22 protein-coding genes and 1 pseudogene are annotated in these 25,525 nt (G+C 71.3%); 9 read left to right on the top strand and 14 right to left on the bottom strand.

Translation table 11 applies throughout. From position 1 onward, the window contains the following. Positions 1-84: 84 nt before the first annotated feature. On the bottom strand, positions 85-846 hold the full coding sequence (locus ACFQLX_RS17875) for an LOG family protein (RefSeq protein WP_386416369.1): 762 nt from the start codon (positions 844-846) through the stop codon (positions 85-87). 40 nt (positions 847-886) lie between these two features. Further along, positions 887-1,975, bottom strand: coding sequence for a succinyl-diaminopimelate desuccinylase (gene dapE, locus ACFQLX_RS17870; RefSeq protein ID WP_386416367.1), 1,089 nt, complete (start codon positions 1,973-1,975; stop codon positions 887-889). 105 nt (positions 1,976-2,080) lie between these two features. Here dapE and ACFQLX_RS17865 point away from each other — a divergent pair, with 105 nt between their 5' ends. Further along, positions 2,081-3,013: a VldE C-terminal domain-containing protein gene (locus ACFQLX_RS17865; RefSeq protein WP_417846491.1), complete on the top strand. Its 933-nt coding sequence runs from the start codon at positions 2,081-2,083 to the stop codon at positions 3,011-3,013. A 342-nt stretch (positions 3,014-3,355) separates the two neighbouring features. Continuing rightward, positions 3,356-3,829, top strand: coding sequence for an ATP-binding protein (locus ACFQLX_RS17860; protein WP_386416361.1), 474 nt, complete (start codon positions 3,356-3,358; stop codon positions 3,827-3,829). Between the two features lie 56 nt (positions 3,830-3,885). On the opposite strand, the gene dapC is transcribed toward ACFQLX_RS17860, so the two are convergent. Together dapC and fdxA are read right to left on the bottom strand one after the other, a co-directional pair. Beyond that, entirely contained in the window at positions 3,886-4,980 is a 1,095-nt protein-coding gene (gene dapC, locus ACFQLX_RS17855; protein ID WP_386416359.1) for a succinyldiaminopimelate transaminase, read from the bottom strand. Positions 4,981-5,086: 106 nt separating this feature from the next. Continuing rightward, positions 5,087-5,413: a ferredoxin gene (fdxA, locus tag ACFQLX_RS17850; RefSeq protein ID WP_386416357.1), complete on the bottom strand. Its 327-nt coding sequence runs from the start codon at positions 5,411-5,413 to the stop codon at positions 5,087-5,089. Between the two features lie 150 nt (positions 5,414-5,563). Between fdxA and ACFQLX_RS17845 the strand changes: the two genes are divergently transcribed. Both ACFQLX_RS17845 and ACFQLX_RS17840 read left to right on the top strand, forming a co-directional pair. Next, positions 5,564-6,598, top strand: a complete 1,035-nt coding sequence (locus ACFQLX_RS17845; protein ID WP_386416354.1) for a GNAT family N-acetyltransferase — start codon at positions 5,564-5,566, stop codon at positions 6,596-6,598. A gap of 67 nt (positions 6,599-6,665) precedes the next feature. Then, positions 6,666-7,508 (top strand): transglutaminase-like and tetratricopeptide repeat-containing protein, encoded by an 843-nt coding sequence (locus ACFQLX_RS17840; protein ID WP_386416352.1) that lies wholly within the window; start codon positions 6,666-6,668, stop codon positions 7,506-7,508. Between the two features lie 432 nt (positions 7,509-7,940). Here the strand turns inward: ACFQLX_RS17840 and ACFQLX_RS17835 are convergent. The 5 genes and pseudogenes from ACFQLX_RS17835 to ACFQLX_RS17815 form a co-directional block, all read right to left on the bottom strand. After that, positions 7,941-9,050 (bottom strand): annotated as a pseudogene (locus ACFQLX_RS17835) (ABC transporter ATP-binding protein); the annotation flags it as partial. A gap of 12 nt (positions 9,051-9,062) precedes the next feature. Next, positions 9,063-10,127 carry an ABC transporter ATP-binding protein gene (locus ACFQLX_RS17830; RefSeq protein WP_386416349.1) on the bottom strand — a complete coding sequence of 355 codons (1,065 nt, stop codon included), beginning with the start codon at positions 10,125-10,127 and terminating at the stop codon, positions 9,063-9,065. An 11-nt stretch (positions 10,128-10,138) separates the two neighbouring features. Then, on the bottom strand, positions 10,139-11,116 hold the full coding sequence (locus ACFQLX_RS17825) for an ABC transporter permease (protein WP_386416348.1): 978 nt from the start codon (positions 11,114-11,116) through the stop codon (positions 10,139-10,141). Between the two features lie 113 nt (positions 11,117-11,229). After that, on the bottom strand, positions 11,230-13,032 hold the full coding sequence (locus ACFQLX_RS17820; protein WP_386416345.1) for an ABC transporter substrate-binding protein: 1,803 nt from the start codon (positions 13,030-13,032) through the stop codon (positions 11,230-11,232). Between the two features lie 101 nt (positions 13,033-13,133). Continuing rightward, a complete protein-coding gene (locus tag ACFQLX_RS17815) occupies positions 13,134-14,159 on the bottom strand; it encodes an ABC transporter permease (protein ID WP_386416343.1) in 1,026 nt (341 codons plus the stop codon). 449 nt (positions 14,160-14,608) lie between these two features. Between ACFQLX_RS17815 and ACFQLX_RS17810 the strand changes: the two genes are divergently transcribed. The 5 genes from ACFQLX_RS17810 to ACFQLX_RS17790 all read left to right on the top strand — a co-directional run bounded on the left by ACFQLX_RS17810 (position 14,609) and on the right by ACFQLX_RS17790 (position 19,719). Beyond that, on the top strand, positions 14,609-15,607 hold the full coding sequence (locus ACFQLX_RS17810) for a hypothetical protein (RefSeq protein ID WP_386416340.1): 999 nt from the start codon (positions 14,609-14,611) through the stop codon (positions 15,605-15,607). A 138-nt stretch (positions 15,608-15,745) separates the two neighbouring features. After that, positions 15,746-15,940: a hypothetical protein gene (locus ACFQLX_RS17805; RefSeq protein ID WP_386416338.1), complete on the top strand. Its 195-nt coding sequence runs from the start codon at positions 15,746-15,748 to the stop codon at positions 15,938-15,940. Positions 15,941-16,052: 112 nt separating this feature from the next. Continuing rightward, a complete protein-coding gene (gene mshB / locus ACFQLX_RS17800; RefSeq protein ID WP_386416335.1) occupies positions 16,053-17,000 on the top strand; it encodes an N-acetyl-1-D-myo-inositol-2-amino-2-deoxy-alpha-D-glucopyranoside deacetylase in 948 nt (315 codons plus the stop codon). Next, positions 16,997-17,365 carry a DUF6113 family protein gene (locus ACFQLX_RS17795; protein WP_386416332.1) on the top strand — a complete coding sequence of 123 codons (369 nt, stop codon included), beginning with the start codon at positions 16,997-16,999 and terminating at the stop codon, positions 17,363-17,365. Before mshB ends, ACFQLX_RS17795 begins: the two co-directional genes overlap by 4 nt. Before the next feature lie 260 nt (positions 17,366-17,625). Continuing rightward, a complete protein-coding gene (locus tag ACFQLX_RS17790) occupies positions 17,626-19,719 on the top strand; it encodes a peptidoglycan binding domain-containing protein (protein WP_386416330.1) in 2,094 nt (697 codons plus the stop codon). 53 nt (positions 19,720-19,772) lie between these two features. Here ACFQLX_RS17790 and ACFQLX_RS17785 read toward each other — a convergent pair whose 3' ends face one another. From ACFQLX_RS17785 to ACFQLX_RS17765, 5 genes are read right to left on the bottom strand one after another with little or no spacing between them, the layout of a single operon-like run. Beyond that, positions 19,773-20,813, bottom strand: coding sequence for an ABC transporter ATP-binding protein (locus ACFQLX_RS17785; protein ID WP_386416327.1), 1,041 nt, complete (start codon positions 20,811-20,813; stop codon positions 19,773-19,775). After that, on the bottom strand, positions 20,810-21,856 hold the full coding sequence (locus tag ACFQLX_RS17780; protein WP_386416326.1) for an ABC transporter ATP-binding protein: 1,047 nt from the start codon (positions 21,854-21,856) through the stop codon (positions 20,810-20,812). The genes ACFQLX_RS17785 and ACFQLX_RS17780 overlap by 4 nt, the downstream gene beginning before the upstream one ends. Before the next feature lie 5 nt (positions 21,857-21,861). Beyond that, the gene (locus ACFQLX_RS17775; RefSeq protein ID WP_386416324.1) at positions 21,862-22,872 is read right to left on the bottom strand and encodes an ABC transporter permease; all 1,011 of its coding nucleotides are present in this window, start codon (positions 22,870-22,872) and stop codon (positions 21,862-21,864) included. Continuing rightward, a complete protein-coding gene (locus ACFQLX_RS17770; RefSeq protein ID WP_386416322.1) occupies positions 22,865-23,791 on the bottom strand; it encodes an ABC transporter permease in 927 nt (308 codons plus the stop codon). The genes ACFQLX_RS17775 and ACFQLX_RS17770 overlap by 8 nt, the downstream gene beginning before the upstream one ends. A gap of 51 nt (positions 23,792-23,842) precedes the next feature. After that, positions 23,843-25,480, bottom strand: a complete 1,638-nt coding sequence (locus tag ACFQLX_RS17765) for a peptide ABC transporter substrate-binding protein (protein ID WP_386416320.1) — start codon at positions 25,478-25,480, stop codon at positions 23,843-23,845. Positions 25,481-25,525 lie beyond the last annotated feature (45 nt).

Here is a 25,525-nt window from a genome sequence, read left to right as displayed (position 1 = left end):
TGGCTTTTCGGAGTTGTCGCGGAGAGGCCCCGCCCCAGCGACGCGAAGAAGCCCCCGCCCCCCAACGCAAAGCAGCCCCCGACGTCACACCTCCAGCCGCCCGTCCGGCGCCTCCTTGGACACCAGCCGCACAGCCTCCTCGACGCTGTCCGTGATGTGGAAGAGATCAAGATCCTCCGGCGACGCCTTCCCCTCGGCGACAACCGTCGCCCGCAGCCAGTCGATCAGCCCACTCCAGTACGCACTCCCGAACAGCACGATCGGAAACCGCGTGATCTTACGGGTCTGGACCAGCGTCAACGCCTCGAACAGCTCATCCAGCGTGCCCAGCCCACCGGGCAGCGTGACGAACCCCTCGGAGTACTTCACGAAGCAGGTCTTGCGGACGAAAAAGTAGCGGAAGTCGACGGCCAGTTCGACGTACGGGTTCATCCCCTGCTCGAAGGGAAGCTCGATCCCCAGCCCGACGGAGAGGCCGCCGCCCTCCATCGCCCCCTGGTTGGCGGCCTGCATGGCGCCGGGCCCACCACCGGTGATCACCGCGAAGCCGGCCTCGGCGAGGGCGCGGCCGACCGCGACGCCCGACTCGTACTCCGGGGTGCCCGGCTTCGTACGCGCCGAGCCGAAGACGGCGATCGCGGGCCCGACCTCGGCGAGGGCGCCGAAGCCCTCGACGAACTCGGCCTGCATGCGCAGCACCCGCCAGGGATCCTCGTGCACGTACTCCGCGGAGCGGGTGCGGCTGTCCAGCAGATGCTGGTCCGTCGTGCCGCGCTGAAGCCTGTTGCGCCGCCGCGCCGCGGGCGGCGTACCGCCGGATTCCGTACTGCCTGCCGAGGACGTCATAGGTGATGCTCCCTCCGGACCGGACAATTGAAAAACCAGACTAAGCGGACAACCAGGCTTCGAGCCGCTGCGCGCACTGGGCGATCAGCGCCGTGTCCACCCGCTCGTCGCGCTTGTGGGCGTAGTCCGCCTCGCCGGGGCCGTAGTTGACCGCCGGGACGCCCAGCGCGCTGAAGCGGGAGACGTCCGTCCAGCCGAACTTGGGGCGCGCTTGCATGTCAGGGCCGCCCACCGCCGCCAGGAACGCCTTCGCCGCCGGGTGGGAGAGGCCGGGCAGCGCGCCCGGGGAGGAGTCGTCGACGGTCAGCTCGGCGACGCCGCAGCCGGCGACGAACTCCCGCAGCCAGTCGAGGGCCTGCGCCTCGCTGCGGTCGGGTGCGAAGCGGAAGTTGACGGTGACCACGCACTCGTCGGGGATGACGTTGCCCGCGACGCCGCCGGAGATGCGGATGGCGTTGAGGCCCTCGCGGTACTCCAGGCCGTCGATGACCACCCGCCGCTCCTCGTACTGCGCGAGGCGGGCCAGCAGCGGCGCCGCGGCGTGGATGGCGTTGCTGCCCATCCAGCTGCGCGCGGAGTGGGCCCGCTCGCCGGCCGTGCGCAGCATGACCCGCAGGGTGCCCTGGCAGCCGCCCTCGACCTCGCCGGTGGAGGACTCCAGCAGCACGGCGAAGTCGCCGGCCAGCCAGTCGGGGTGGGTCTCCGCGAGGCGCTTGAGGCCGTTGAGGTCGGCGGCGACCTCCTCGTTGTCGTAGAAGACGAAGGTCAGGTCGCGGTTGGGCGCGGTCAGCCGGGCGGCGAGCCAGAGCTGGACGGCGACGCCGCCCTTCATGTCCGTGGTGCCGCAGCCCCACAGGAGGCCGTCGCCGTCCAGCCGGGAGGGGAGGTTGTCCGCGATCGGCACCGTGTCCAGATGGCCGGCGAGGACCACGCGCTCGGGCCTGCCCAGCTCCGTGCGCGCCACGACGGCGTTGCCGTCGCGGTCGACGCGCAGGTGCGGCAGGGCGCGCAGCGCCTCCTCCACGGCGTCGGCCAGCTCCTTCTCATCACCGCTGACGGAGGGGATGTCCACCAGCTGGGCGGTGAGCACGGCGGGGTCCTGGCTGAGATCGAGTACGGGTCGCTCCATGCCGTCCGACCCTACTCCCCACCGCCGACAGCCCCGTTGTGTCGCAGGTCGTACACAGGGGCTCCCCCATCGCCGCCGTACCGTCCGGGGGACTACGGTGGCGGCGTGCACCCGCCCACTCCCCGACCCCGGCGCGGCCGTCGCCGCCGAGCGCTTCTGACGCTCTGCGTGCTGCTCGGGCTGGGCGGCTACGTGGTGATCCATCTGGTCTCGGGCGGCGGCGCCCCGCCGCACTGCACCGTGCGCGACGCGCGTACCGGCGAGTCGCGGGAGTTCGACCCGGAGCAGACCGCCAACGCGGCGACCATCAGCGCGGTGGCCTCCGCGCGCGGGCTGCCGCCGCGGGCGGTGACGATCGCGCTGGCCACCGCGATGCAGGAGTCCGAGCTGCACAACATCCGCTACGGCGACCGCGACTCCCTGGGCCTCTTCCAGCAGCGGCCCTCGCAGGGCTGGGGCGACGAGGGGCAGATCATGGACCCGGTCTACTCGGCGGGGAAGTTCTACGAGCACCTGGCCGAGGTGCGCGGCTACTCCCGGCTGCCGCTGACGGTCGCCGCCCAGCGCGTCCAGCGCAGCGGCTTCCCGCAGGCGTACGCGAAGCACGAGCCGGCCGCGACCCTGCTGTCCGCCGCGCTCACGGGGCACCAGGAGGCGGCGCTGAGCTGCACCACGGGGGCCGCCCCCGATCGGGAGGCGGCGGACGCGGGGGCCGTACGGGCGCTGCTGGCGCGGGAGTTCGGCGCCGGGGCGCTCGCCCAGGGCGGTGGCGGCGGTCGTACGCGGCCGGGCTCGGCGGGCGGCGTCGTCGTGGTGACGCCGGAGCGCGGGGACGGCGAGGACGGCGGATCGCCGCGCCGGGGCTGGGAGTTGGCGCACTGGGCGGTGGCGCACGCGGACGAACTGCGGCTGGAGCGGGTGTCGTTCGCGGGCCGGGAGTGGTCGGCGGCGGAGTCGGGAGAGGGCTGGCGCGAGACGCCGGAGGGCGCTGCGGGGCCGGCCGGTCCGGGGGACGTGCGCATTACGCCTGCACAGTAGTTCGAGGCGTCGCCGGATCGGGCTAACCCTGGCGGGTCGCGGCGGGAGCTTCGGGGCGCGGTGTGCTGGGTCGGCGCTTCGGCGGGAAACCGCAGGTCAGGCAGGTGTACGAGGGGCGGGGCCCGCGTCCGTTTTCCCCGGGTTTTTCGGTGGCGGAGAGCCGGGAGCGCCCGTCGGCCGCCGAATAAGGGGAACGAAACCTTCCGCACGGTCGCGCGGTAGTCACGGCGTCCGGACGGCGACGACGACGGTTCGTCCCGCCGCCCCGGGCGGCGACATCACCGACACCGTCGAAGCACCGGGAATCCCGGCCGACTCGGATTCCCCGAAGGAGCCAGCCCCATGTCCATCCCCCTCACCCGCCGTATCGCCCGCGCCGCACTGCTCGCCGCCGCCGGCGGCGTCTCCGTCCTGGGCGCCGCGGGCGCCGCGAGCGCCGCCCCGAACGACCACGGGCTCGTCCCCGAGGGCCTGGGCGGCACGGCGGCCACCGCGACCGAGCTGACGGAGCTGACGGAGCTGACGGAGTTGTCCGGGCTGCCCGGGACCGCGCAGGCCACCGTGCTGCCGGCCGCCGCCGGAGTCCTCGACACGGCCGCGGTGGACGTACCGGCGCCGGGGCTGCGGGATGCCCCGCTGCCCGTGGACCAGCTGCCCGCGGACGGGCCGCCCGCAGCCGGCCTGCCCGTGGCGGGGACTCCGCTGGACGGACTCCCCGTCCAGGGACTGCCGTTGGACGCGCTGCCGCTCCAGGCGCTGCCGCTCGACGCCCTCCCGCTCCAGGCCCTCCCGCTCCAGGCCCTCCCCCTCGGCTGACCGCCGCCGCAAGCCCTACCGCGCGGGGCCCCCGAGGCCCCGCGCGGTGGATGCGCTCACGCCAGGCGGCGTACCGCCTCCGCGACCCGCTCGTCCGTCGCCGTGAAGGCCACCCGGACGAACTCCGCGCCCGCGGGCCCGTAGAACTCCCCCGGCGCGACGAGGACGCCGCGCTCGGCCAGCGAGCCGACCGTGTCCCAGCAGGGCTCCCCGCGCGTCGCCCAGAGGTAGAGGGACGCCTCACTGTGCTCGATGCGGAAGCCGGCCCCCGCGAGGGCCTCCCGCAGCGCCGCGCGGCGGCGGGCGTAGCGCTCCCGCTGCTCGTCCACGTGCGCCTGGTCGCCCAACGCCGCGATCATCGCCGCCTGTACGGGGTACGGGACCATCATCCCGGTGTGCTTGCGCACCCCCAGCAGCTCCTTGACGAGGTCCGCGTCGCCCGCGAGGTACGAGCCCCGGTAGCCGGCGAAGTTGGAGCGCTTGGAGAGGGAGTTGACCGCGAGCAGCCCCTCGTGCGAGCCGCCGCAGACGTCCGGGTGGAGCACGGAGACGGGGTCGGCCTCCCAGCCCAGTTCGAGGTAGCACTCGTCGGAGACGACCACGATCCCGTGGCCGCGCGCCCAGTCGACGATACGGCGCAGCTCGGCGGCGTCCAGGGTCCGACCCGTCGGGTTGGACGGGGTGTTGAGCCAGAGCAGCTTCACCCGCGCCGGATCAAGGTCGGTCACGGGATCGCGGTAGGAGACCGGCTCGGCGTGCGCCATCAGCGCGCCGATCTCGTAGGTGGGGTAGGCCAGTTCGGGATAGGCCACCTGGTCGCCCGGCTCCAGCCCGAGCAGCGTGGGCAGCCAGCCGACCAGCTCCTTGGAGCCGATCAGCGGCAGCGTCGCCGAAGGCTCGACGGCCACGCCCAGCCGGCGCGCGAACCAGCCGGCGATCGCCTCGCGCAGCTCGGCCGTACCCCAGGCGAAGGGGTAGCCGGGGCTGTCGGAGTTCTCCGCCAGCGCCTTGCGGACCAGGTCCGGCACCGGGTCGACGGGCGTACCCACGGAGAGGTCCACGATGCCGCCGGGGTGGGCGGCCGCAACGGCCTTGTAGGGCTCAAGGCGGTCCCAGGGGAAGACGGGCAGTCGCCCGGACACAGGACGCACGGGAATCTCCTTCTCTCGGTCTCGGATACGGGCACGGCCCCCGCCCCGGAGCGGATCGCTCCCGGACGAGGGCCGGCTCACAGCACGCCCTGGCGCGACGGCCGCGTCAGCCCTCGGCGTTCATGGGGGGCAGCGCGGCGATGAACGCGTGGTCGCGCTCGATCAGCCCGAGCTTGGAGGCGCCACCGGGCGAGCCGAGGTCGTCGAAGAACTCGACGTTCGCCTTGTAGTAGTCCTTCCACTCCTCGGGGGTGTCGTCCTCGTAGAAGATCGCCTCGACCGGGCAGACCGGCTCGCAGGCACCGCAGTCGACACACTCGTCCGGGTGGATGTACAAGGACCGCTGGCCCTCGTAGATGCAGTCAACGGGGCACTCCTCGATGCAGGCCTTGTCCTTGACGTCCACACAAGGCTCTGCGATGACGTAGGTCACGCTGTTGTTCCTCCTCGATAGGGCGCGGTGTCCCCGAACGGGGACGGGACCGCGGAAGCGCGGGAGCGCGGCTGGCACAGGTCGAGTCGATGCCCGCGTCTAGTATCTCCGCTCCAGGCCACGGAACGAACAGGAGGGGTGGGGAACACTGTGGAATTCACCACTGGAGCCCGGCTCGAAATCCGCATCACCCCCGCTGACGTGGGAAAACGCGTCTCGCTGCGGAGTCTGACGGGATCGGACGCGCGGGGCGGACGGTTCACCGACACCCTCGGCGTGCTCACATCCTGGGACGACGGCGTGCTGCGCCTCCTCCGGCGGGACGGCACGCGGGCCCAGGTCGCCCAGTCGGCGCTCGTCGCGGCGAAGGTCGTCCCCGCGACGCCGGCGCGGCGCGGCGGACCGGCGGCCTCGGCGGCGGAGCTGGCGCGGGTGGCGGCGCGCGGCTGGCCGCCCCTGGAGGCGGAGCCGCTCGGGGAGTGGACGCTGCGGGCGGCGGAGGGCTTCACCCGCCGGGCCAACTCGGCGCTGGCGGTGGGCGATCCGGGCGTGGGGCTGGACGAGGCCCTGGAGCGTACGGGCGCGTGGTACGCGGCGCGCGGGCTGCCGGCGTACGTCCAGCTCGCCGACGACGCGGCGCCCGAGGGCCTCGCGGCGCGGCTGTCGGCACGCGGCTGGCTGCCGGAGGCCGCCACGTGGACGCAGACGGCCGCCCTGGCCCGGGTCGCGGACCTCGCCGGGGGTGGCGGGGACAACGGGGCCGGCGCCCTGACCAGGAAGGCGACTCTGTCCCGTACAGCGGACGAGGGCTGGTGCGCCCTCTACCACCGCGCCGGCGCCCTCACCCCCGCCGCCGAGGCGGTGCTGCACGGCGCTCCCCCGGGCGGTGCGGTCTGGTTCGCCACCGTGCCCGGCGACTCCCCCACCGCCCCCGCCGCGATCGGCCGGTGCGTGGTGGACGGGCGCTGGGCGGGCTTCGCGGCGGTGGAGACGGCGCCGGAGCACCGGCGTACGGGGCTGGCCCGGCGCGTGATGGCGGCCCTGGCGGGGAAGGCCCTGGAGGAGGGCGCGTCGGCGGCGTACCTCCAGGTGGAAGCGGACAATGAGGGGGCCCACGCCCTCTACGCGGGCCTGGGCTTCACCACCCACCACGGCTACTGCTACTTCCGCCGCCCGGGAGACTGACCCCTCCCCCAGGTCCGGTACGGACCCAGCCCGAAGCCGAACCACGGGAAGACCAGAGGCAGTTGCTGTGACAGACGACTCCCGCCACGCCTTCGCCGAGGCGGCCCGCGCGGACCGCCCCGACCTCGCGCTGCTCTGCCTGCTGCTGGCCGCCGAGGCGGGGCCGCAGGTGTACGGGCAGGGGGTCGACCGGGGCGTCGACGAGGCCCAGATCGAGCTGGACGAGCTGGCCGGGATGCTCCCCTACCGCCCGGGCGGCCCCCAGGAGTGGGCCCGCGCCACGGCGGAGCTGCTGGGCGGCCGGCTGGGCTTCCACGGCAGCGGCGAGGACTACCGGCGGCTGGAGTCCTCCCTGCTCCCGGAGGTGCTGCGGCGCCGGCGGGGGCTGCCGATCCTGCTCTCCGTGGTCTGGCTGGAGGTGGCGCGGCGGGCGGGGGCCCCGGTGTACGGCGTCGCGCTGCCGGGGCACTTCGTGATCGGCTTCGGCGATCCGCAGGGTCCGGGCACCCCCGTACTGGCCGACCCCTTCGACGGCGGCCGCCCGCTCTCGGCGGCGGACGCGGAGCTGCTGGTCGTGGGCGCGACGGGCCAGGGCCTGACCCCGTCGATGATGCGCCCGGCGGACCCCCTGGAGATCGTCCTGCGCATCCTCAACAACATCCGCGCCTGGGCCGCCTCCCGCCCGGAACGCTCAGAGGTCCACCTCTGGGCAGTGGAACTGCCCCTCCTCCTCCCGGCCCACCCCGCCCGCCTCCGCCTGGAACGAGCCCAACTCCTGGTGGACAGGGGCGACTTCGCCAAGGGGGCAACAGAGATGGACGAGTACGCAGCGATGCTCACGAACGTGGACCCAGCAGCGGCAAAGATCATCCAAAACCAAGCCCGAACAGCGCGAGCCCGCATGAACTAACACCCCGGCCCGGCGGCGTCCGGTGCCTCCCCAAGCTCTTCGAGCAGGGGATACCCCAGCTCTCGGCGTGCGGGGGCTTGGGACATGTGGCGGAGCCACCTGTCCCAAGCCCCCGCACGCCGAGAGTGCGTGCCGGGCGTCGCCGGGGAAACGCGAAGCCCACACCCGTGGTGCTGGGGTGTGGGTGTGGGCTTCACTTCCACTGGGCTCGGGTCAACGGGCGTCAGTGGCATCCTTGGGGTCGCCGTCCTCGGCGTCGGCAGCCTCGGCGGCCTCCGCGACCTCGGCCGCCTCCGCCGTGTCGACGGTCTCGGCCGGGCCGTCCGCCTCCGCGGCGACGACCTCCTGCTCCTCCTCGGCAGCCTCGACCGACTCCTCGGCCGCGGCGTCCGGCGCCACGTCCTCGGGCGAGGTCGCGGGCGACGGGATGAGCGAGACGTCCTCGAGCGCGGCGAGCGCCGGGTCGAGGATGATCGCCGTCTCCCGCTCGGTCGTCGGGTCCTCCGGGAAGTGGCAGGCGGTCAGGTGACCGGCCGCGTTCCCGCCGATCTGCACCAGCGGCGGCTCCTGGGTGGCGCACACGTCCTGCGCCTTCCAGCAGCGGGTGCGGAAGCGGCAGCCCGAGGGCGGGTTGACCGGCGAGGGCACGTCGCCCGCGAGGCGGATGCGCTCGTGCGTGGCCTCGCCGTCACCAGTGAGGTCAGCCTCCGGCACGGCCGAGAGCAGAGCGTGCGTGTACGGGTGGCGGGGCCGGTTGTAGATCTCGTCCCGGGTACCCACCTCGACGATCTTGCCGAGGTACATGACCGCCACGCGCTGCGAGAAGTGCCGCACGATCGCGAGGTCGTGGGCGATGAAGAGGAACGCGATGCCGAGTTCCTTCTGCACCTTCTGCAGCAGGTTGACGACCTGCGCCTGGATCGACACGTCCAGCGCCGAGACCGGCTCGTCCGCGACGATCAGCTTCGGCTCCAGCGCGAGCGCGCGGGCCACGCCGATGCGCTGGCGCTGACCGCCGGAGAACTCGTGCGGGAAGCGGTTGTAGTGCTCGGGGTTGAGGCCGACGGTCTCCAGCAGCTCCCGTACCCGGGCCTCGCGGCCCCCCGGCGGGTTGATGCCGTTGATCTCCATCGGGCCACTGATGATCGCGCCGACCGTTTGCCGCGGGTTCAGCGACGAGTACGGGTCCTGGAAGATCATCTGGATCTCGGACCGGATCGGCGCGAGCTGCCGGCGGTTGGCGTACGTGATGTCCTGGCCGCGGTAGGAGATGCGACCGCCGCTCGGGTCCAGCAGCCGGGTAACCAGTCGGCCCGTGGTCGACTTGCCGCAGCCGGACTCGCCCACGAGGCCGAAGCTCTCGCCCTCGTGGATCGTCAGCGACAGGCCGTCGACGGCCTGCACCGCGCCGACCTTGCGCTTGATGGGGAAGCCGCCGTAGATCGGGAAGTGCTTGGTCAGCCCCTCCACGGTGAGCAGAGGGGCGCCGGTCTTCCCGGTCGCGGAGTCCTCCGGCTTGGTCAGGGTGAGGTTCTCGCTCATGTCTCGTACTCCCTAGCCCAGCCGGGGCTTGATCTGCTCGATGAAGATGGACTGCTTCTGTTCGGCCGTCAGGTGGCAGGCGGACGCCCGGCCGGACGCCAGCAGCGGTCGGTTCGTGGTGCAGGCCGTCCCGGACACGTCCCCGGTGTAGTCGCAGCGGGGATGGAAGGAGCAGCCCGACGGCGGGGTCAGCAGCGAGGGCGGCGTCCCCGGGATGGGCGTCAGCGGCTCCTCGACCGGACTGTCCAGCCGCGGCATCGAGCTGAGCAGTCCCCACGTGTACGGGTGCCGGGGTGCGCGCAGGACCTCGGCCTTGGTGCCGCGCTCCACCGCCCGGCCGCCGTACATCACCATGATGTCGTCGGCGACGTCGGCGATCACGCCGAGGTCGTGGGTGATGAAGATGATCGCGGAGCCGAATTCCTGCTGCAGGTCCTTGAGCAGGTCGAGGATCTGCGCCTGCACGGTCACGTCGAGCGCCGTGGTCGGCTCGTCGGCGATCAGCAGGTCGGGGTTGCAGACAAGCGCCATGGCGATCATCGCACGCTGGCGCATACCGCCGGAGAACTGGTGCGGGTAGTCGTCCACGCGCAGCTTGGGCTGGGGGATTCCGACCTTCTCCAGCATCTCGACGGCGCGCTGCTTGGCCTCGCGCTTGGAGGCGCCCGTGTGCTTCATGTACGGCTCGGCGATCTGCCGACCGATCGTGTAGTACGGCGACAGCGCGGTCAGCGGATCCTGGAAGATCATCGCCATCTGGTTGCCGCGCAGTTGCTCCAGAGTCTTCTCCGGAACGCCGATCAGCTCTTGGCCGTCCAGGGTGATCTGGCCGGTGACAGTGGTGAACTGCGGGTTGTGCAGTCCCAGGATCGTCAGGTTGGTTACCGACTTGCCGGATCCGGACTCGCCCACGATGCCGAGGGTCTTGCCCCGCTCGACGTCGAAGGACAGGTCGGAGACGGCCTTGACGACGCCGTCCTCGGTGGAGAAGCGGACGCTGAGGTCGCGGACCGAGAGGAAGGGGTCCTGGGATCCGGCCGGGACCGCCGCGTTCTCGGGCTTGGTCAAAGTGGTCACGGGTCGTTCTCCTAGGACAGCCGCACGCGGGGGTCGATGAACGCGTACAGGGCGTCCACGACGATGTTCAAGAGCAGGATGAAGAAGGCGCCGAAGAGCAGCACACCCATCGACATCGGCATGTCGACCTTGTTGACCGCCCCCACCGCGAGCTTGCCGAGGCCGTGGAGGTTGAAGGTGAACTCCGTGGCGATCGCGCCGCCGAGCAGCGAACCGAGGTCCATGCCCAGGATCGTCACGATGGGGACGAGGGAACCGCGCCAGGCGTAGCGGAAGAAGACGTAGGGCCGGCTCATGCCCTTCGCGCGGGCGGTGCGGATGTGCTCCTCCTGCAACTGCTCGATCAGCGAGGCGCGGGACATACGCGTGTACTGCGCGGCGAAGATCGTCGAGATCACGAACCACGGGATGAGCAGTCCCATGGCCCAGCCGCTGACGCTCTCGGTGATGGGTACGTCGGCGGGCTTCTCCAGCCAGCCGGTGCTGTACACGAGAGCGAGCATGATCAAGGGGCCGAGCACGTAGATCTGGAAGGCACTCAGCGTCATGGACAGGCCGCTGAAGAACTTGTCGATCAGTGTGCCCTTGTACCAGGCCGCGATCATGCCGGAGCCGAGGCCGATGATGAGGAAGAAGAAGATGCCGCCGAACGTGAGGGAGAGCGTGAGCGGGAACCGGTCCATGATGGTGTCGAGCACCGGCGTGCCGGTGTCGAAGGACACGCCCAGACACGGGGCCGGGCAGGCGGTCGTCGCGAAGTCACGACCGGCGAACAAGCCGACCAGGTAGTCCCAGAACTGGTTGATGACGGGCTGGTCGATACCCAGGTTCTCGTGGATCCGCTGGATGTTCGAATCGGTGCAGTTCTTGCCGCACATGAGCAGCGCGGGGTCCTGCGGAACCACGTAGAAAAGGGCAAACGTGAAGATCGTGATACCCACCAGGATCACGACCGCGCCGAGCACCCGGCGAATGAGGAATTGAAGCATGGCAGTTCGCTGCTCTCAGGACGACGGCGGCGGCAAAGACAGGGGTGTGGGACGGGCGGATCCGGGGGTGCGCGCCCCGCCGTGCGCGCACCCCCGGTTTCCGCTTCAGAGCGTCAGCTCTTCAGGAACAGCCGGTTCAGATCGATGTAGCTGGTGAACGTGCTGTAGTGAAGGCCACCGACGTTCGAGCCGCTGATCTGCAGCTGCTTGGTGTAGTAGATCGGCGCGGCCGGGTTCACCTTCTCCACGATGTAGTGGTGGAGGGTGTTCCACTCCTTGCTGGCCTTCACCGGGTCGGTGATGGCGGAGATGCGCTTGATCTCGGCATTGACGTGCGGGTCGTTGATGTGCGAGTAGTTCGACGCGCCATCAGCGATCACGGTGCCGTCGTAGACCGGCGGGATCACGGTGCTCGGCGACGGCCAGTCCTGGCCCCAGCCGGTCATGAAGATGTCGTAGGGACGCGAGACCTTGCCGACCTGCTCGTACCAGGTGGCGCCGTCCAGCTCCTTCTTCTTGACCTTGAAGCCGGCCTTCTCCAGCGCGGCAACCAGCACGACGGCCTGCTTCTGCCGGATCTCCGTGTTGGAGTAGGCGTACAGCAGCTCCATGCCCTCGGCACCGGCCTCCTTGAGGAGGGCGCGGGCCTTCTCCGGGTCGCCGTTCGGCTTCTTCAGCTTGCCGAACGGGTCGAAGTCCTTCTCGAAGCCCGGCAGGGTCGGGGCGAGCAGACCACCGGCGACCTCGCCGCCGTAGTTGCCACCGTCCTGCATGAGGAAGTTCTGGTTCGGGACCGCATACGTGATCGCGTCACGGATCCGCTTGTCCTTCAGCTTCTCCATGTTGAAGTTGAGCTGCCAGACGTAGGGCTGGAAGCCCTGGATCGTACGGGCCATGGCGGCCTTGTTGGTCACGACGTCCTTGACGAGCGTCGTGTCCACGGCGCCGAGGGCCTGGATCGCGTTCTTCGCCTCACCGCGGTCGGCGAGCAGCGTCTTGGTCTGGTCCGAGACGGTGGGGCCGATCTCGAACTTCCAGGACTCCACCTGCTGGCGGCGGACCGGGTCGGAGGCCGCGTCCCAGTTGGTGTTCTTGACGAGGGTCAGCTCCTTGCCCGGCTTGTACTCGCCGAACTTGTAGGGGCCGAGCGCGACCGGCTTCTGGTCGTACTTCTCCTTGGTGTCCGCCTTCTCGGGGACCACGGAGTAGCCGGCCATGGCCAGCGCGTACGGGAAGTCGGGCTGAGCCGTCTTCAGGTGGAAGATAACCGTCTTGTCATCCGGGGTCTCGAGGATCGAGGCCGGCAGGTGCTTGCCCTTGTAGGGACCGTCCGGGAGCAGCTTGCGGTACTCGTCGGGGCTACCGCCGAGCCAGCCCTGGACGTAGGTCGGGCCGTCCGTGATGAACTTGGCCGCAAGACGCTCGAAGGTGTGGCGGATGTCCTTGGACGTGATGGCGTTGCCATTCTCGTCCTTGATGCCGTCCTTGAGCGTGTACTTCCAGGTCTTGCCGCCGTCCTCGGTGGTACCGGTGTCGGTGGCGATGTCGCCGACGATCATCTTCTTGCCGTCGATCGTCTCCTTGTTCGCGGTCAGACCGCGGTGGAGGATCGTGGCCATCAGACCGGCGTCGGAGACGTAGATCTGGCCCGGGTCCCAGTGGGAGAAGTCCGCCTCCTGGTAGGACACGATCGTGCCGCCGGGCTTGGCTCCCGGGACCGGCTCGGCCGGACCCTGCGACTCCTTGGCGGTGCCGAAGGTGATCTGCTCGGACTGCTTCTTGGCGTCGTCCTTGTTGGCCGCGCCGTTGGCCTTGCCGCCCTTGTCGCTGTCAGAGCTGCAGCCGGTCAGCGCCAGCGAACCAGCCGCCAGCGCGACCACTATTGCGCGCGCGCTGCGTGAATGAAGGAGCTTCATTCTTGAATGCACCTGCCTGTCGGATAGTTAATTCACTTGCGCTGCCTGACACATCCGGTCGCCCGGTGGCGGGGTGGCAGCCACCCCCCTCAAGCGGACGACTAGCGTCCGGATTTCGGGTCGAAAGCGTCTCGGACCGAGTCACCCAGAAGGTTGAAGGCCGCGACGAAGATGAACATGGCAGCACCCGGGAACAGCATGTACATCGGGGCCGATTCCATGTATTTGGCGCCTGTCGCGAACATGCGCCCCCAGTCGGGCGTCGGCTCCACGAAGCCGACGCCGACGAAGCTGAGGAAGGCGACCGAGAGGATCGTGCTGGGCAGCGTGTAAGTCGCCTGCACGATGATCGGGGAGACCAGGTTGGGCAGCAGCTCCTTGCGGATGATCCGCCAGCGCGAGGCGCCGGAGACCTTGGCCGCCTCGACGAACTCCCGCTCGCGCAGGGTAAGCGTGGTGCTGCGCACGAGGCGCGCCATGCCCATCCAGCCGAGGAACCACAGCACGATGATGATCGACAGAGCACGCACGTAGGTGGGCGTCTCGTCCAGCGGGCCGACGAACACCGCCACGATGACCGGCGTCGCGGCGATCATGAACAGCTGGGACGGGATGGCCAGCGCGAAGTCCGTGACCCGGCTGATGGCGTAGTCGACCCAGCCGCCCATGAAGCCGCCGACCAAGCCGATGAGCACACCCAGGCCGATCGACAGGATCGTCACCACTATCGCCATCAGCAGCGAGGTGCGGATGCCGTAGACGAGCTGCATGAACACGTCGCGACCGAGGTTCGGCTCGATGCCGAACCAGTGCTCCGAGGACATGCCTCCGTAGGCTCCGGGGAGGCCGAACTCGTCGAACAGGCCGTTGTCCAGACCGTACTGGTCGTAGGGGTTCTTCCCGTAGAGCATCGAGATCAGCGGGGCGCAGAGGGCGACCAGATAGAAGGCCAGCACCACGTACGTGCACAGGACGCCCACGCGGTCGCGCTTGTAGCGCAGCCAGATGAGCTGTCCCGGCGAACGCCCGGCCAGCTCCTGCTTCTTGCCCCCCTCGGGGATGGCCGTATCCGCTGGCTCCAGGGCCGGCTCGAGGCCGACCTGTTCAGCCTGGGATGGACTCGTCATGGGCTTGTGCTCCCGAACCGATCTTGTGTCAGCGCAATGGTGTTGCGCTGTGGGTTGTCCGGACTTTCGCAATCGATTCATCCCCCAGTCAAGGGGGTGGCCCGGGAAGTTGTAGTGGTGGAATGCTTCTTGAGCGGATGTTTTGCAGATTGAGGTCCATACGTGCTTGACACGACACCGGCGAGTCGGGCATCTCGGACATTTAGTGATTAACTCGGTTTACATGCAGGCAACTTGCCTGTCGCCTCTCCGATATACGAACGCGCCACTCTGAGGAACGTACGGCCGTGCGGGTGCCGTCATCCGGCCGGGCGCCTCGGGGCGTCCGGCCGGAGCCCTGTTCGGCCTTGTCCCTGTCTGCCCAGAGGTGTAGACCTTAGTGCCGGGTGTGCCCTGGGGGGCGCTTCGGGAGATTTTTTCTACGACGGCATCCGGGACCGGCGATCAGCGTGGACGGACAGGTACTCGGGCGCGGGGTGCGCCTCTTCGGAACGGGCTGCTGCGTGCTGCTCGCCCTGCCGTCCCTGCTGTGGATCGCGCGCGACCTCGCCGCCGCCGGGTCGCCGGCGCCGGTGTGGTGGGGCTGGGCCGGGGCGGCCGCTCCGGACGCGGTCCAGGTCAGCTCGCTCTACGACCCCGTGCTCGTCCTCGTCTGCGCCGTCGCCGCCGCGGCCGTCCCGCACTCCCGCGCCGCCGCCGGAATCCTCGGCAGTGTCGCCGCCGCTGCCGTCGCCCTGCGCGTCCCCGCCCTGTGGACGCTCAACGGCACCGCCTCGCCGGGTGCGTTGGACAGTGAGCTGCGCAACCGGGTGCTGCTGAGCGCCGGCGGGGCCGCGACGCTGGCCGCCGTGCTGCTGATCGCCGTCGCCGCCGGGCGGCGGCCCGCCGGGGCCGGGGCGGGTCGGGGCCGCAGGCGCCAACTCCCCCCGCCCGCCCCCGGGGACGGAGCCGCCTTCACCGCCTCCCTCCTCCTGTCGGCGGCCGCCGCCGGGCTCGCCGGATGGGCCGTGCACGACGCCCTCGGCGCCGGATGGGCGCGGTACGTACGGGAGTTGACCGGCGACGGGATCGCGGGGCCGCTGCTGGGACCGCCGCCCGCGTACGGCGCGTGGTGCGCGGTGGCGTGGTGCCTGACCGCCGCCGCGGCCGCCCTGCTGCGCGCCCCCCTGTCCCGGCCGCTGGGGATGACCGCGGCGGCGCTGGTGCTGGGGCGGGGGGTGGCGGAGACCTCGGTCGCGCTGCGGGAGCGGGCCTTCGCCGACTTCGGGGCGCTCCCCTTCTCCCGGGCGGTGGAGGTCGCGGCGGGGCCGGCGCTGCTGTCGGCCGCCTTCGCGGTGCTGTGGGCGCTCGCCGGGCAGCGGGCGCACGGGGTCGCCGCCGAGCCGCTGCGGAGTCGGGTGCCCCCTCCCGCCCCCTCGTCCGAAGCCTCCGAAGATCCCAACTGGTAATCTCCCCAGGCCAGTTGTGCCTGCGCCCCCCTCTCATGCACCGATGCGCCTGACTTTGCGCGGTCGCGGATAGTTATGATGCGTAGCGCTCCGTGGGTATGAAGTCTGAGTCGTCGTCCGACCGGGAGGTGGGCCACCGTGGCGCTGTCGATCTCGCTTGTGCTGGTACTCGCGATCATCGTCGTGCTGCTTGTCAAGAAGTCCGGACTCAAGGCGGCGCACGCCGTGGTCTGTGTGCTTCTCGGCTTCTATCTCGCGGGGTCGTCCGTCGCGCCCACCGTGCAGGAGACCGTGGCGGGGGTCACCCGGATGATCAGCAGCATCAACTTCTGACGGCTGCGCGGCGGCCCCGCGACAGCCCCGCGACGGCTGCGCGGCGCCCCCGCGGCAGGAGGCCGATCCGGCGCCGCGCCACGTGCGCGGTCCGGCTCGTAAGCTGGGGCCCATGAGTTCGCCGTTGCCTTCGCGCCGGATGCTGCTGGTCCACGCACATCCCGATGACGAGTCGATCAACAACGGGGCCACCATGGCCCGGTACGCCGCCGAGGGCGCGCTGGTCACGCTGGTGACCTGCACGCTCGGTGAGGAGGGCGAGGTGATCCCGGCGGAGCTGGGGCATCTGGCCGCCGGGCTGGAGGACCGGCTCGGGGAGCACCGGGTGGGGGAACTGGCCGCCGCGATGCGCGAGTTGGGCGTCAGCGACCACCGCTTCCTCGGGGAGGCCGGTCGCTATCGCGACTCCGGGATGATGGGCGTCGCCCAGAACGACGCCCCCGGCTCCTTCTGGCGGGCCGACGTGGACGAGGCCGCCGGGGCACTGGCCGAGGTGATCACGGAGGTACGGCCGCAGGTGCTCGTCACGTACGACGAGAACGGCGGCTACGGCCACCCCGACCACATCCAGGCGCACCGGGTCGCGATGCGCGCCGTGGAGCTGGCGGCGGCCGACGGCTGGGACGTGCCGAAGGTGTACTGGAACTGCGTGCCGCGCTCCGTGGTGGAGGCGGGCTTCGAGCGGCTGCGGGCCGCGGGGAAGGCGTCGCCCTTCCCGGGGATCGCCGCCGCCGAGGACGTACCCGGTGTGGTGGACGACGCCGAGGTCACCGCCCGGATCGAGGGCGCCGGTGCGTACGGGGAGGCCAAGGCCGCGGCGATGCGGGCGCACGCCACGCAGATCGCGGTGGACGGGCCGTTCTTCGCGCTGTCCAACGAGCTGGGGCAGCCCCTGCTGGGCACCGAGTACTACCGGCTCGTCCGCGGCGCCTCCGGGGCGCCCGCCGGCGAGTGGGAGGACGACCTCTTCGCCGGAATCGCCGCAGTCGCCGCAACCCCCGCGCCCGCCCGGACCACCGCGACCCCCGGCCCCGACTGCGGCGCGCAGGTGGACGCGTGACCGCCCCCCGGCTGCTGGCCCTGGCCGGCCTCGCGCTGCTCGGCCTGCTCACCGGGGCGGCCGGTGTGCTGGTGCAGGCCGCCTGGTTCCCCTGGGGGCTGCTGCTCTCCGTGCTGGGGATCGGCGGGCTGTGCTTCGGCGGCGTGCTGGCGGTGCGCACGCGCGGCGGGGGGTTCGCGCCCGCCGCGGGGTGGCTCGTCGCCGTCCTGCTGCTGATGACCACCCGGCCTGAGGGCGACTACCTGGTGGGGGCGGCGGGGAGCTCGTACCTCTTCCTGCTGGGCGGGATCGCCGCGGCTGTGATCTGCACCACTGCCCCTCCGGTCGAGACGCCCTCCCTCAAGGCGGGTCGACTCGTCCGCTGACGGATGGTCTCGTCCCGCTTTGCTCGCTCCCTCCGGAGTGAAGGGGAGGACGGTCCGGGCCTACGGGGGGACGGCGCCCAGTAAGGTGGTGCGCGCCGCGAGGCCTGTCCGGCGGATCACCCCGCCCCCAGGCGGCGGGTGCCGACCGGTGCGAGCCGGGTGCACGTCGACTGCGGGGTGATCCGCCGGGCAGCCCCTTCGAGCCTGTTTCCGCACCTTCGCGCTGTCCGGCGGAGGCGGAACCGATCAGGAGACCTGCCTTGAGCCGAGAAACCGACAGTCCGTCGACCGGGCCCCAGGGGCGTTCAGACGCGCCCTACCCCCCGGGGACCCCGCCCTTCCCGATACAGGACGGGCGGCGTGCGGACGCCTCCGCGACGCCCGGCGCTCCCGGACCGCTGTCCCCGGACGCCGAGGACGGCCCCAGGACCGAGACGACGCTGACCACGCGGGTCCGGATCAACATCCCCGGCTCGCGGCCGATTCCGCCGGTCGTGATGCGCACGTCCGTCGAGGGCGGTGGCGCCGAGCCGCCGGCCGGCTCCGGTGCGCAGGGGGCGCCTCCCGCACGCGAGGCCCTGCCCGTACGGGAGGCGCGGCCCGTGCGCGAGGCCGCCTCGGCCGGTCCGCCCTCTTCCGGTGCCTCCGCCGAGGGGGGCGAGGAGAAGGTCAGCGAGTGGTTCAGCCCCCGCAAGCCCTCCGCCCCGCAGGAGCCCGGTGCCGCGTCCGCGCAGCCGCCCGCGCCCGCCGCTCCCCCGCAGGCCGCGCCGCCCGTACGCGACGCCGTGCCCCCTCCCCCGGCCGGGCCGCCCGTGCGCGACGCCCTGCCCGTACGGGACGCGGCCGCGCCCGCCCCGGCCGAGTCCACGGCGCAGCTGCCGGCGGTGCGCACCGACGGCCACGGCTTCGCGGCCGGCGATCCGGCCAACGCCTCTCCGGTACGGGACACGCCGCCCGTGCCGCCCGGCCGCCCGGCCGGACGTGCCCCCGGCGGCTCGACGGCCGGCCCGGTCACCGGCAGCTTCAAGCTGGCGCCGCCCGCCGACGAGGCCCCGCCGGCGGGTCCGCCCGGACCCGCCGCCCGCACCACGCGGCCCGGCTCCGCGCCCGCGTCCACCGGAGGCGCGCCCTCCACGGGCGCCTCGGGGACCATCCACGCCCCCGCCCCGCCGCAGATGGGCAACCCCTTCCCCTCCGCGCCCCAGCCGTCCGCGCCCCAGCCCTCCTCCCCCTTCGCCCGCGAGGCGATGGACACCCCCGGTTTCATGCAGCCCCCCGGCGGGCACATGGCGCCCCCGGTCCCGCCCGCCGGTCCCGGTGCGGTCCGTGACACCGGGGGCCAGGCGTACCGCTTCGACGCCGCGCCCCCCGAGGAGGCCCGGCAGCCCCGGCGCGGCCGCCGGGGTCCCGACCCGAAGAAGCTGGCGGCCTTGGCGGGCGGCGGTGTGTTCGCGCTGCTGGCCGTCGCCTACGGCGCGGGGCTGGTCCTCAACCACTCCGACGTGCCCAACGGCACCACCGTCCTGGGCGTCGACATCGGCGGCAGCACGCGCGACGAGGCGGTCAGCACGCTGGACGCCGAGTTGCAGGGGCGGCTGACCGCCCCGATGAAGCTGCGGGTCGGCGACACCGAGCGGACGTTGAAGCCGCAGGCCGCGGGGTTGGAGATGGACACCGCGGCGACCGTCCGGGCGGCCACGGGCAGCGACTACAACCCGGTCTCCGTGATCGGCTCGCTCTTCGGCGGCTCGCGTGAGGTCGAGCCCGTGATGTCGGACGACAAGGACAAGCTCCGCGCCGCGCTGGAGGACCTCTCCGGTACGGGCGCGGGTGCCCGGGACGGGATGATCAGGTTCGAGGCGGGCAGGGCCGTGAAGGTCCCCGGCACGGCGAGTGAGAGTGTCGACGTGGCCAAGGCGATGGACGTGGTCCAGGCCGCCTTCGACACGCGTGCCGAGGGCGGCCCCAACCGGGTCGTCGTGCTGCCGGTGGGCAAGCAGGAACCGAAGGTCAGCGACGCGGAGTTCGAGCGGGCGATGAAGAACGAGGCCGCGCTGTTCATGTCGGCCAACGTCAAGGTCGTCGCAGGTGGGACGTCGATCGAGTTCAGCCCGCAGAGGTCGCTGCCCAAGTTCCTGTCGCTGGTGCCGACCCCCGAGGGCAAGCTCGCCCCGTACGTCGACACCAAGGCGCTGGCGGGCCTCTACGGCAGCACCTTCGACGGCCTCACCGTCGAGCGCGCCGACGGCAGCAGGACGCCGGTCCAGCCGACCGACGTGGCGCAGGCGGTCATGGCTGCCCTGCAGCAGACCGACCCGGCCAAGCGGGTAGGCACGATCGAGGTCGCGGGCTAAGGCGGGACACTCGCGTACGGGGGCCCGGAGTACTCCGGGCCCCCGTAACGCGCTTACGGCGTCCCCGCGTTGAGCTCCTCCGCGAAGAAGCACGCCGAGGGGTGCGCCACCGGCGGGCCGTACTTCTCCAGGTGCGGCGGCACGATCAGCAGCGGCACCTCCTGCGCGCAGCGGGGCTGGGCCTTCCAGCAGCGGGTGCGGAAGGTGCAGCCCGAGGGCGGGTTGGCCGGCGAGGGCACGTCGCCCTGCAGGATGATCCGCGCGGCCTCCTCGCGGGCGGTGGGGTCGGGGACGGGGACGGCGGAGAGCAGCGCCTGGGTGTACGGGTGGGTGGCGTGCTCGTAGATCTCCTCGTCGGAGCCCAACTCGACGATCTTGCCGAGGTACATGACGGCGACCCGGTCGGAGATGTGCCGGACGATGGACAGGTCGTGGGCGATGAAGGCGTAGGAGAGTCCGAACTCGTCCTGCAGCCGCTCCATCAGGTTGATGACCTGCGCCTGCACCGAGACGTCCAGCGCGGAGACCGGCTCGTCGGCGACGATGACCTCGGGCTTGAGCGCCAGTCCCCGGGCGATGCCGATACGTTGGCGCTGGCCGCCGGAGAACTGGTGCGGATAGCGGTTGATGTACTCGGGGTTGAGCCCGACGACGTCGAGCAGTTCGCGCACCTTGCCGCGCCGGGAGCCCTTGGGCGCGACCTCGGGGTGGATGTCGAAGGGCTCGCCGATGATGTCGCCGACCGTCATGCGGGGGTTGAGCGAGGTGTAGGGGTCCTGGAAGACCATCTGGATGTTGCGCCGCACGGACTTCAGCGCCCGGGGGGAGAGGTGGGAGATGTCCTCGCCCTTGTAGCGGATGGTGCCCGAGGTGGGGTGCTCCAGGTTGACGAGCATCTTGGCGACGGTGGACTTGCCGCAGCCGGACTCGCCGACGATGCCGAGGGTCTCGCCCTTGCGCAGGTCGAAGGAGACGCCGTCGACGGCCTTGACCGCGCCGACCTGCTTCTTGAAGAGGATGCCCTGGGTGAGCGGGTAGTACTTGGTCAGGTCGCGCACTTCCAGGATCGGCTCGCCCTCGGCCGGCTCGCTCATCGCTCTCCACCTTCCCGCAGGCTCATCTCGAGCGTCTCCTTCCAGAAGTGGCAGGCGCTCTCCCGCCGCGGCTCCACGGGGCGGCCCGCGTCGTCGGTCACCTCGTACAGCGGGGGCCGGTCCGTCAGGCAGACCTCCTGCACCTGCGGGCAGCGCGGGTGGAAGGCGCAACCCGAGGGCAGGTGGAGCAGGTTGGGCGGCAGGCCCTTGATCGCGTACAGCTCCTGGCCCTTCTGGTCCAGGCGCGGGATGGAGGCGAGCAGTCCGCGGGTGTACGGGTGGGCGGGCGCGCGGTAGATCTCGTGCACGTCCGCCTTCTCCACGATGCGCCCGGCGTACATCACGGCGATCCGGTCGGCGACGTCGGCGACGACGCCCAGGTCGTGGGTGATGAGGATCAGGCCCATGCGGGACTCGCTCTGCAGCTCGGCGAGGAGGTCCATGACCTGGGCCTGGACGGTGACGTCCAGGGCGGTGGTCGGCTCGTCGGCGATGATCAGCTCGGGGTCCAGCGCCAGCGCCATCGCGATCATGATGCGCTGGCGCATACCGCCGGAGAACTGGTGCGGGTAGTCCCCCACCCGCTCCTTCGCGGCCGGGATCTTCACCCGCTCCATCAGCTCGACGGCCTTGGCCTTGGCGTCCTTGCGGGACATGCCGCGGTGCACCACGAACATCTCGCCCAGCTGGTAGCCCACGCTCAGCACCGGGTTGAGGGAGGACAGCGCGTCCTGGAAGATCATCGCGATCTTCGAGCCGCGGATCTTCCGCCGCTCCTCGGCGCCCATCGTCAGCAGGTCCCTGCCCTGGAAGAGGATCTCCCCGCCGGTGACGGCGGCGGGCGGGGTGTCGAGGATGCCCATGATGGCCTGCGCGGTGACGGACTTGCCCGAGCCGGACTCGCCGAGCACGGCGAGGGTCTCGCCGGCGTCGACGCTGTAGGTCACCCCGTTGACGGCCTTGGCGATGCCCTCGCGGGTGCGGAACTCGACCTGCAGGTCGCGTACGTCCAGCAGGGGCGTGCCCTTGTCGTTCGGCTTCACCGTGATCACCGCAGCTTCGGGTCGAGGGCGTCGCGGACCGCGTCGCCGAGCATGATGAAGGCCAGCACCGTGATGCTCAGCGCCCCGGCCGGCCACAGCAGCATGTGCGGGGCGTTGCGGATCTCGGTGGAGGCGGCGGAGATGTCCTGGCCCCAGGAGATGGTCGGGGGCTTCAGTCCAACGCCGAGGTAGGACAGCGTCGCCTCCAGCGAGATGTACGTGCCCAGCGCGATGGTCGCCACGACGATGATCGGCGCGACCGCGTTGGGCAGCACGTGCCGCAGCATCATCCGCGTGTTGGAGGCGCCCAGGGAGCGGGCCGCCTGGACGTAGTCGTTCTGTTTGGCGGTGATCACCGAGCCGCGGGCGATGCGGGCGATCTGCGGCCAGCCCAGCAGGACGATGAAGCCGATCACCGGCCAGATCGAGCCGCTGGAGAAGACGGAGAGGAAGACCAGGCCGCCCAGCAGGATCGGGATGCCGAAGAAGATCTCGGAGATCCGGGAGAGGATCGCGTCCCACCAGCCGCCGAAGAAGCCGGCCAGGCCGCCCAGGACGGTGCCCACGACGGCGGCGCCCAGGGTGGAGAGCACGCCGACGGCGACCGAGGCGCGGGCTCCGTAGACGGTGCGGTCGAAGACGTCGCAGCCCTGCTTGTCGTAGCCGAAGATGTGGCCGCTGCTGGAGCCCTTGCGGGAGTTGTTGATGTCGCAGTCGTAGGGCGAGCCGTTGGCGATCAGGGAGGGCCAGATCGAGACGAAGACCAGGAAGAGGATGATCAGCACCGAGACGATGAAGATCGGGTTGCGGCGCAGCTGGCGCCAGGCGTCGCTCCACAGGCTGCGCGCCTCGCCCGACTCGGGGGGCAGGGTGGTGAGCGCCTGCTGGAGGGAGGAGCCCTCCGAGGCGGCCAGGTCCATGCCGATGTCGGTGGACTGGGGCATGACCGGGTCGCCCGGACCGGTCTTGGCGAGCGGGTCCTTGCGCTCCGGCTGGTGGGGGGACTGGTCAGGCAAGGCGGATCCTCGGGTCCAGGACCGCGTAGAGCAGGTCGACGAGCAGGTTGGCCAGCAGGAAGATGATCACGAGGATGGTCACGAAGCCGACCACCGTGGGGGCGTTCTGGCGCAGGATGCCCTGGTAGAGCTGGTAGCCGACGCCGTGGATGTTGAAGATCCGCTCGGTGACGATGGCGCCGCCCATCAGGTTGCCGATGTCGATGCCGAGGAAGGTGATCACCGGGATCAGGCTGTTGCGCAGCAGGTGGCGCACGGTGATGCGGCGTTTGGGCAGGCCCTTGGCGACGGCGGTGCGGATGTAGTCGGCGCGGACGTTCTCGCCGACCGAGGTGCGTACCAGGCGGGTGGTGTAGGCCAGGGAGACCGCGGCGAGGACCACAGCCGGTAGGAGGAGGTCCTGCAAGGACGGATTGTCGTTGGACACGGTGACCGGGAGAACATCCCACTTCACGCCGAAGAGGTACTGCAGCAGGTAGCCCAGGACGAACGTCGGGATGGCGATGACCACCAGGGTGCCCAGCAGGACGCTGGTGTCGAGCACCCCGCCGCGGTGCAGTCCGGAGAAGACGCCCAGGGTGATGCCGACCACGGCCTGCAGCAGGATCGCCAGGATCGCCAGCTTGATGGTGAGGGGCCAGGACTGCGCCATCAGCTCGGTGACGGGCTGTCCGTTGAAGGCGGTGCCGAAGTCGCCGGTGAAGATCTTGCCCATGTAGAGCAGGTACTGCTCCCACAGGGGCTTGTCGAGGTTGAACTCCCTGCGGATCGCCGCCGCGGTGGCCGGGTCGGGGCGGCGGTCGCCGAACATCGCGGTGACCGGGTCGCCCAGCGCGTAGACCATGATGAAGATCAGCAGCGTGGTCCCGATGAACACGGGGATCATCTGGATCAGCCGTCTGATGATGTAGCGCCCCATCGGCGCCCTCCCTCCTGTGGGGGCGGGGCGCACGGCCCCGTCCGGTGGGGACTACTTGGTGACCGTGACGTCCTGGTAGACCGGCACGCTGAACGGGTCCAGCGCCACGCCGTGCACCCGCTGCGACCAGCCGGCGGAGCCGTTCTGGTACCACAGCGGGATCGCCGGGACGTCGCGGGCGAGGACCTTCTCCGCGGCCTTGAAGCGGCGTACGGCCTCCTCGTTGGTGGTGGCCGCGTTGGCCTGGTCGATCAGCCGGTCGAACTCCTCGCTGCTGTGGCCGCCGTCGTTGGAGGAGGCGTCGGTGTAGTAGAGCTTGGAGAGGAAGTTCTCGATGCTCGGGTAGTCCATCTGCCAGCCGGTGCGGAAGGGGCCGCTCAGCTTGCGGTCGGTGACCTGGGTGCGGAAGTCGGCGAAGGTGCCGACCGGGTTGACCACGCAGGAGTTGTCCCTGCCGAGGGCCTTGTCGAGGCTGTGGCAGACCGCCTCCATCCAGTCCTTGTGGGAGCCGGTGTCGACGTTGGAGGTCAGGACGATCCGCCCGCCGGGCAGGCCGCCGCCCTCCTCGATCAGGCGGCGCGCCTGCTTGGGGTCGTACGAGCAGACCTCGCCGCACAGCGAGGCGTCGTAGCCGCCCCGGGCGCCCAGGACCGGGGAGGTCCAGTCGCCGGCCGGGACGCGGGTGTTGTGGAAGATCCGCTCGGTGATGGCCTTGCGGTCGATGGCCATGGAGATCCCGCGCCGCACCTTGGCGGCGTCGGCGCCGCGCCAGGCGCGGTCGTAGAAGGGGAAGCTGACGGTCTGGATGATCCCGGCCGGGCGGGAGGTGAAGCGCCCCTGCAAGTCCTGCTCAGCGTGCGGGAGTTGGGCGGCGGGGATGTCGTCGGCGACGTCGAGGTTGCCGGCGAGCAGGTCGCTGTAGGCGGTGTTGGCGTCGGTGTAGACCTTCAGCTCGACGCCGCCGTTGCGGGCCTTGTCGCTGCCCTGGTAGGCCGGGTCGGCGACCAGCTCCATCGCCCTGCCGCGCCGGTAGGAGGCGATCTTGTACGGGCCGTTGCCGACCGGTTTGCGCAGCCAGCCGGCGTGGTCGGTGAAGAAGGACCGCGGCAGCGGCGCGAAGGCCGGGTAGCCCAGCGCGTCGGCCCAGGTGGAGTAGCGCTGCTTGAGGCGCACCTCGAAGCTGTGCGTGCCGGTGACCTTCAGCCCGGACAGGGTCGCGGCGGTCGGCTTGGCGCTCTCGTCGGCGGGGTGGACGGCGTCGTAGCCCTCGACGTACTGGAAGAAGGGGGCGTTGACCTGCTGGTTCTTCAGGTTCGCGGTGTAGTTCCAGGCGTCGGTGAAGGAGCGGGCGCTCACCGGTGAGCCGTCGCTGAAGCGCTGTCCCGGCTTGATGCGGATGCGCCAGACGCGGCTGTCGTCGGTCTCGACGGACTCGGCGAGGGCGTTGACGGGGCGCGCGGTTTTGGGGTCGTAGCGCACCAGGCCGCGGGTGATGAGGCTGAGGACCTTGCCGCCCTGGACCTCGTTGGTGTTCCCGGGCTCGATGGGCCGCTGGGGGTCGCTCCAGGAGGCGCGCACGATGCCGCCGGGGTCCGCCTCACCGCCGCCGTCGCCCGTACCGCAGCCGCTCGCCACCACGGCGAGCGCGGCGGCTCCCACCACACACGCGGTACGCCTGGCACCCCGCATCGCAGCTCCTCCGTCATCACAGTCGCCGGAATCCTCACCCGAGGA

It is taken from the genome of Streptomyces polyrhachis, from assembly GCF_042663125.1.
In the GTDB taxonomy this organism is placed as follows: Bacteria; Actinomycetota; Actinomycetes; order Streptomycetales; family Streptomycetaceae; genus Streptomyces; species Streptomyces polyrhachii.
The sequence above is the reverse complement of the archived record's forward strand: the minus strand, read 5'-3'. Positions and strand labels throughout refer to the sequence as shown.

What these genes read in the sequence shown, in the direction of transcription:
- ACFQLX_RS17875 (WP_386416369.1), bottom strand. Translation starts at nt 846, where the DNA reads ATGACGTCCTCGGCAGGCAGTACGGAATCCGGCGGTACGCCGCCCGCG.
- dapE (WP_386416367.1), bottom strand. Translation starts at nt 1,975, where the DNA reads ATGGAGCGACCCGTACTCGATCTCAGCCAGGACCCCGCCGTGCTCACC.
- ACFQLX_RS17860 (WP_386416361.1), top strand. Translation starts at nt 3,356, where the DNA reads ATGTCCATCCCCCTCACCCGCCGTATCGCCCGCGCCGCACTGCTCGCC.
- ACFQLX_RS17825 (WP_386416348.1), bottom strand. Translation starts at nt 11,116, where the DNA reads ATGCTTCAATTCCTCATTCGCCGGGTGCTCGGCGCGGTCGTGATCCTG.
- ACFQLX_RS17820 (WP_386416345.1), bottom strand. Translation starts at nt 13,032, where the DNA reads ATGAAGCTCCTTCATTCACGCAGCGCGCGCGCAATAGTGGTCGCGCTG.
- ACFQLX_RS17815 (WP_386416343.1), bottom strand. Translation starts at nt 14,159, where the DNA reads ATGACGAGTCCATCCCAGGCTGAACAGGTCGGCCTCGAGCCGGCCCTG.
- mshB (WP_386416335.1), top strand. Translation starts at nt 16,053, where the DNA reads ATGAGTTCGCCGTTGCCTTCGCGCCGGATGCTGCTGGTCCACGCACAT.
- ACFQLX_RS17785 (WP_386416327.1), bottom strand. Translation starts at nt 20,813, where the DNA reads ATGAGCGAGCCGGCCGAGGGCGAGCCGATCCTGGAAGTGCGCGACCTG.
- ACFQLX_RS17770 (WP_386416322.1), bottom strand. Translation starts at nt 23,791, where the DNA reads ATGGGGCGCTACATCATCAGACGGCTGATCCAGATGATCCCCGTGTTC.
- ACFQLX_RS17765 (WP_386416320.1), bottom strand. Translation starts at nt 25,480, where the DNA reads ATGCGGGGTGCCAGGCGTACCGCGTGTGTGGTGGGAGCCGCCGCGCTC.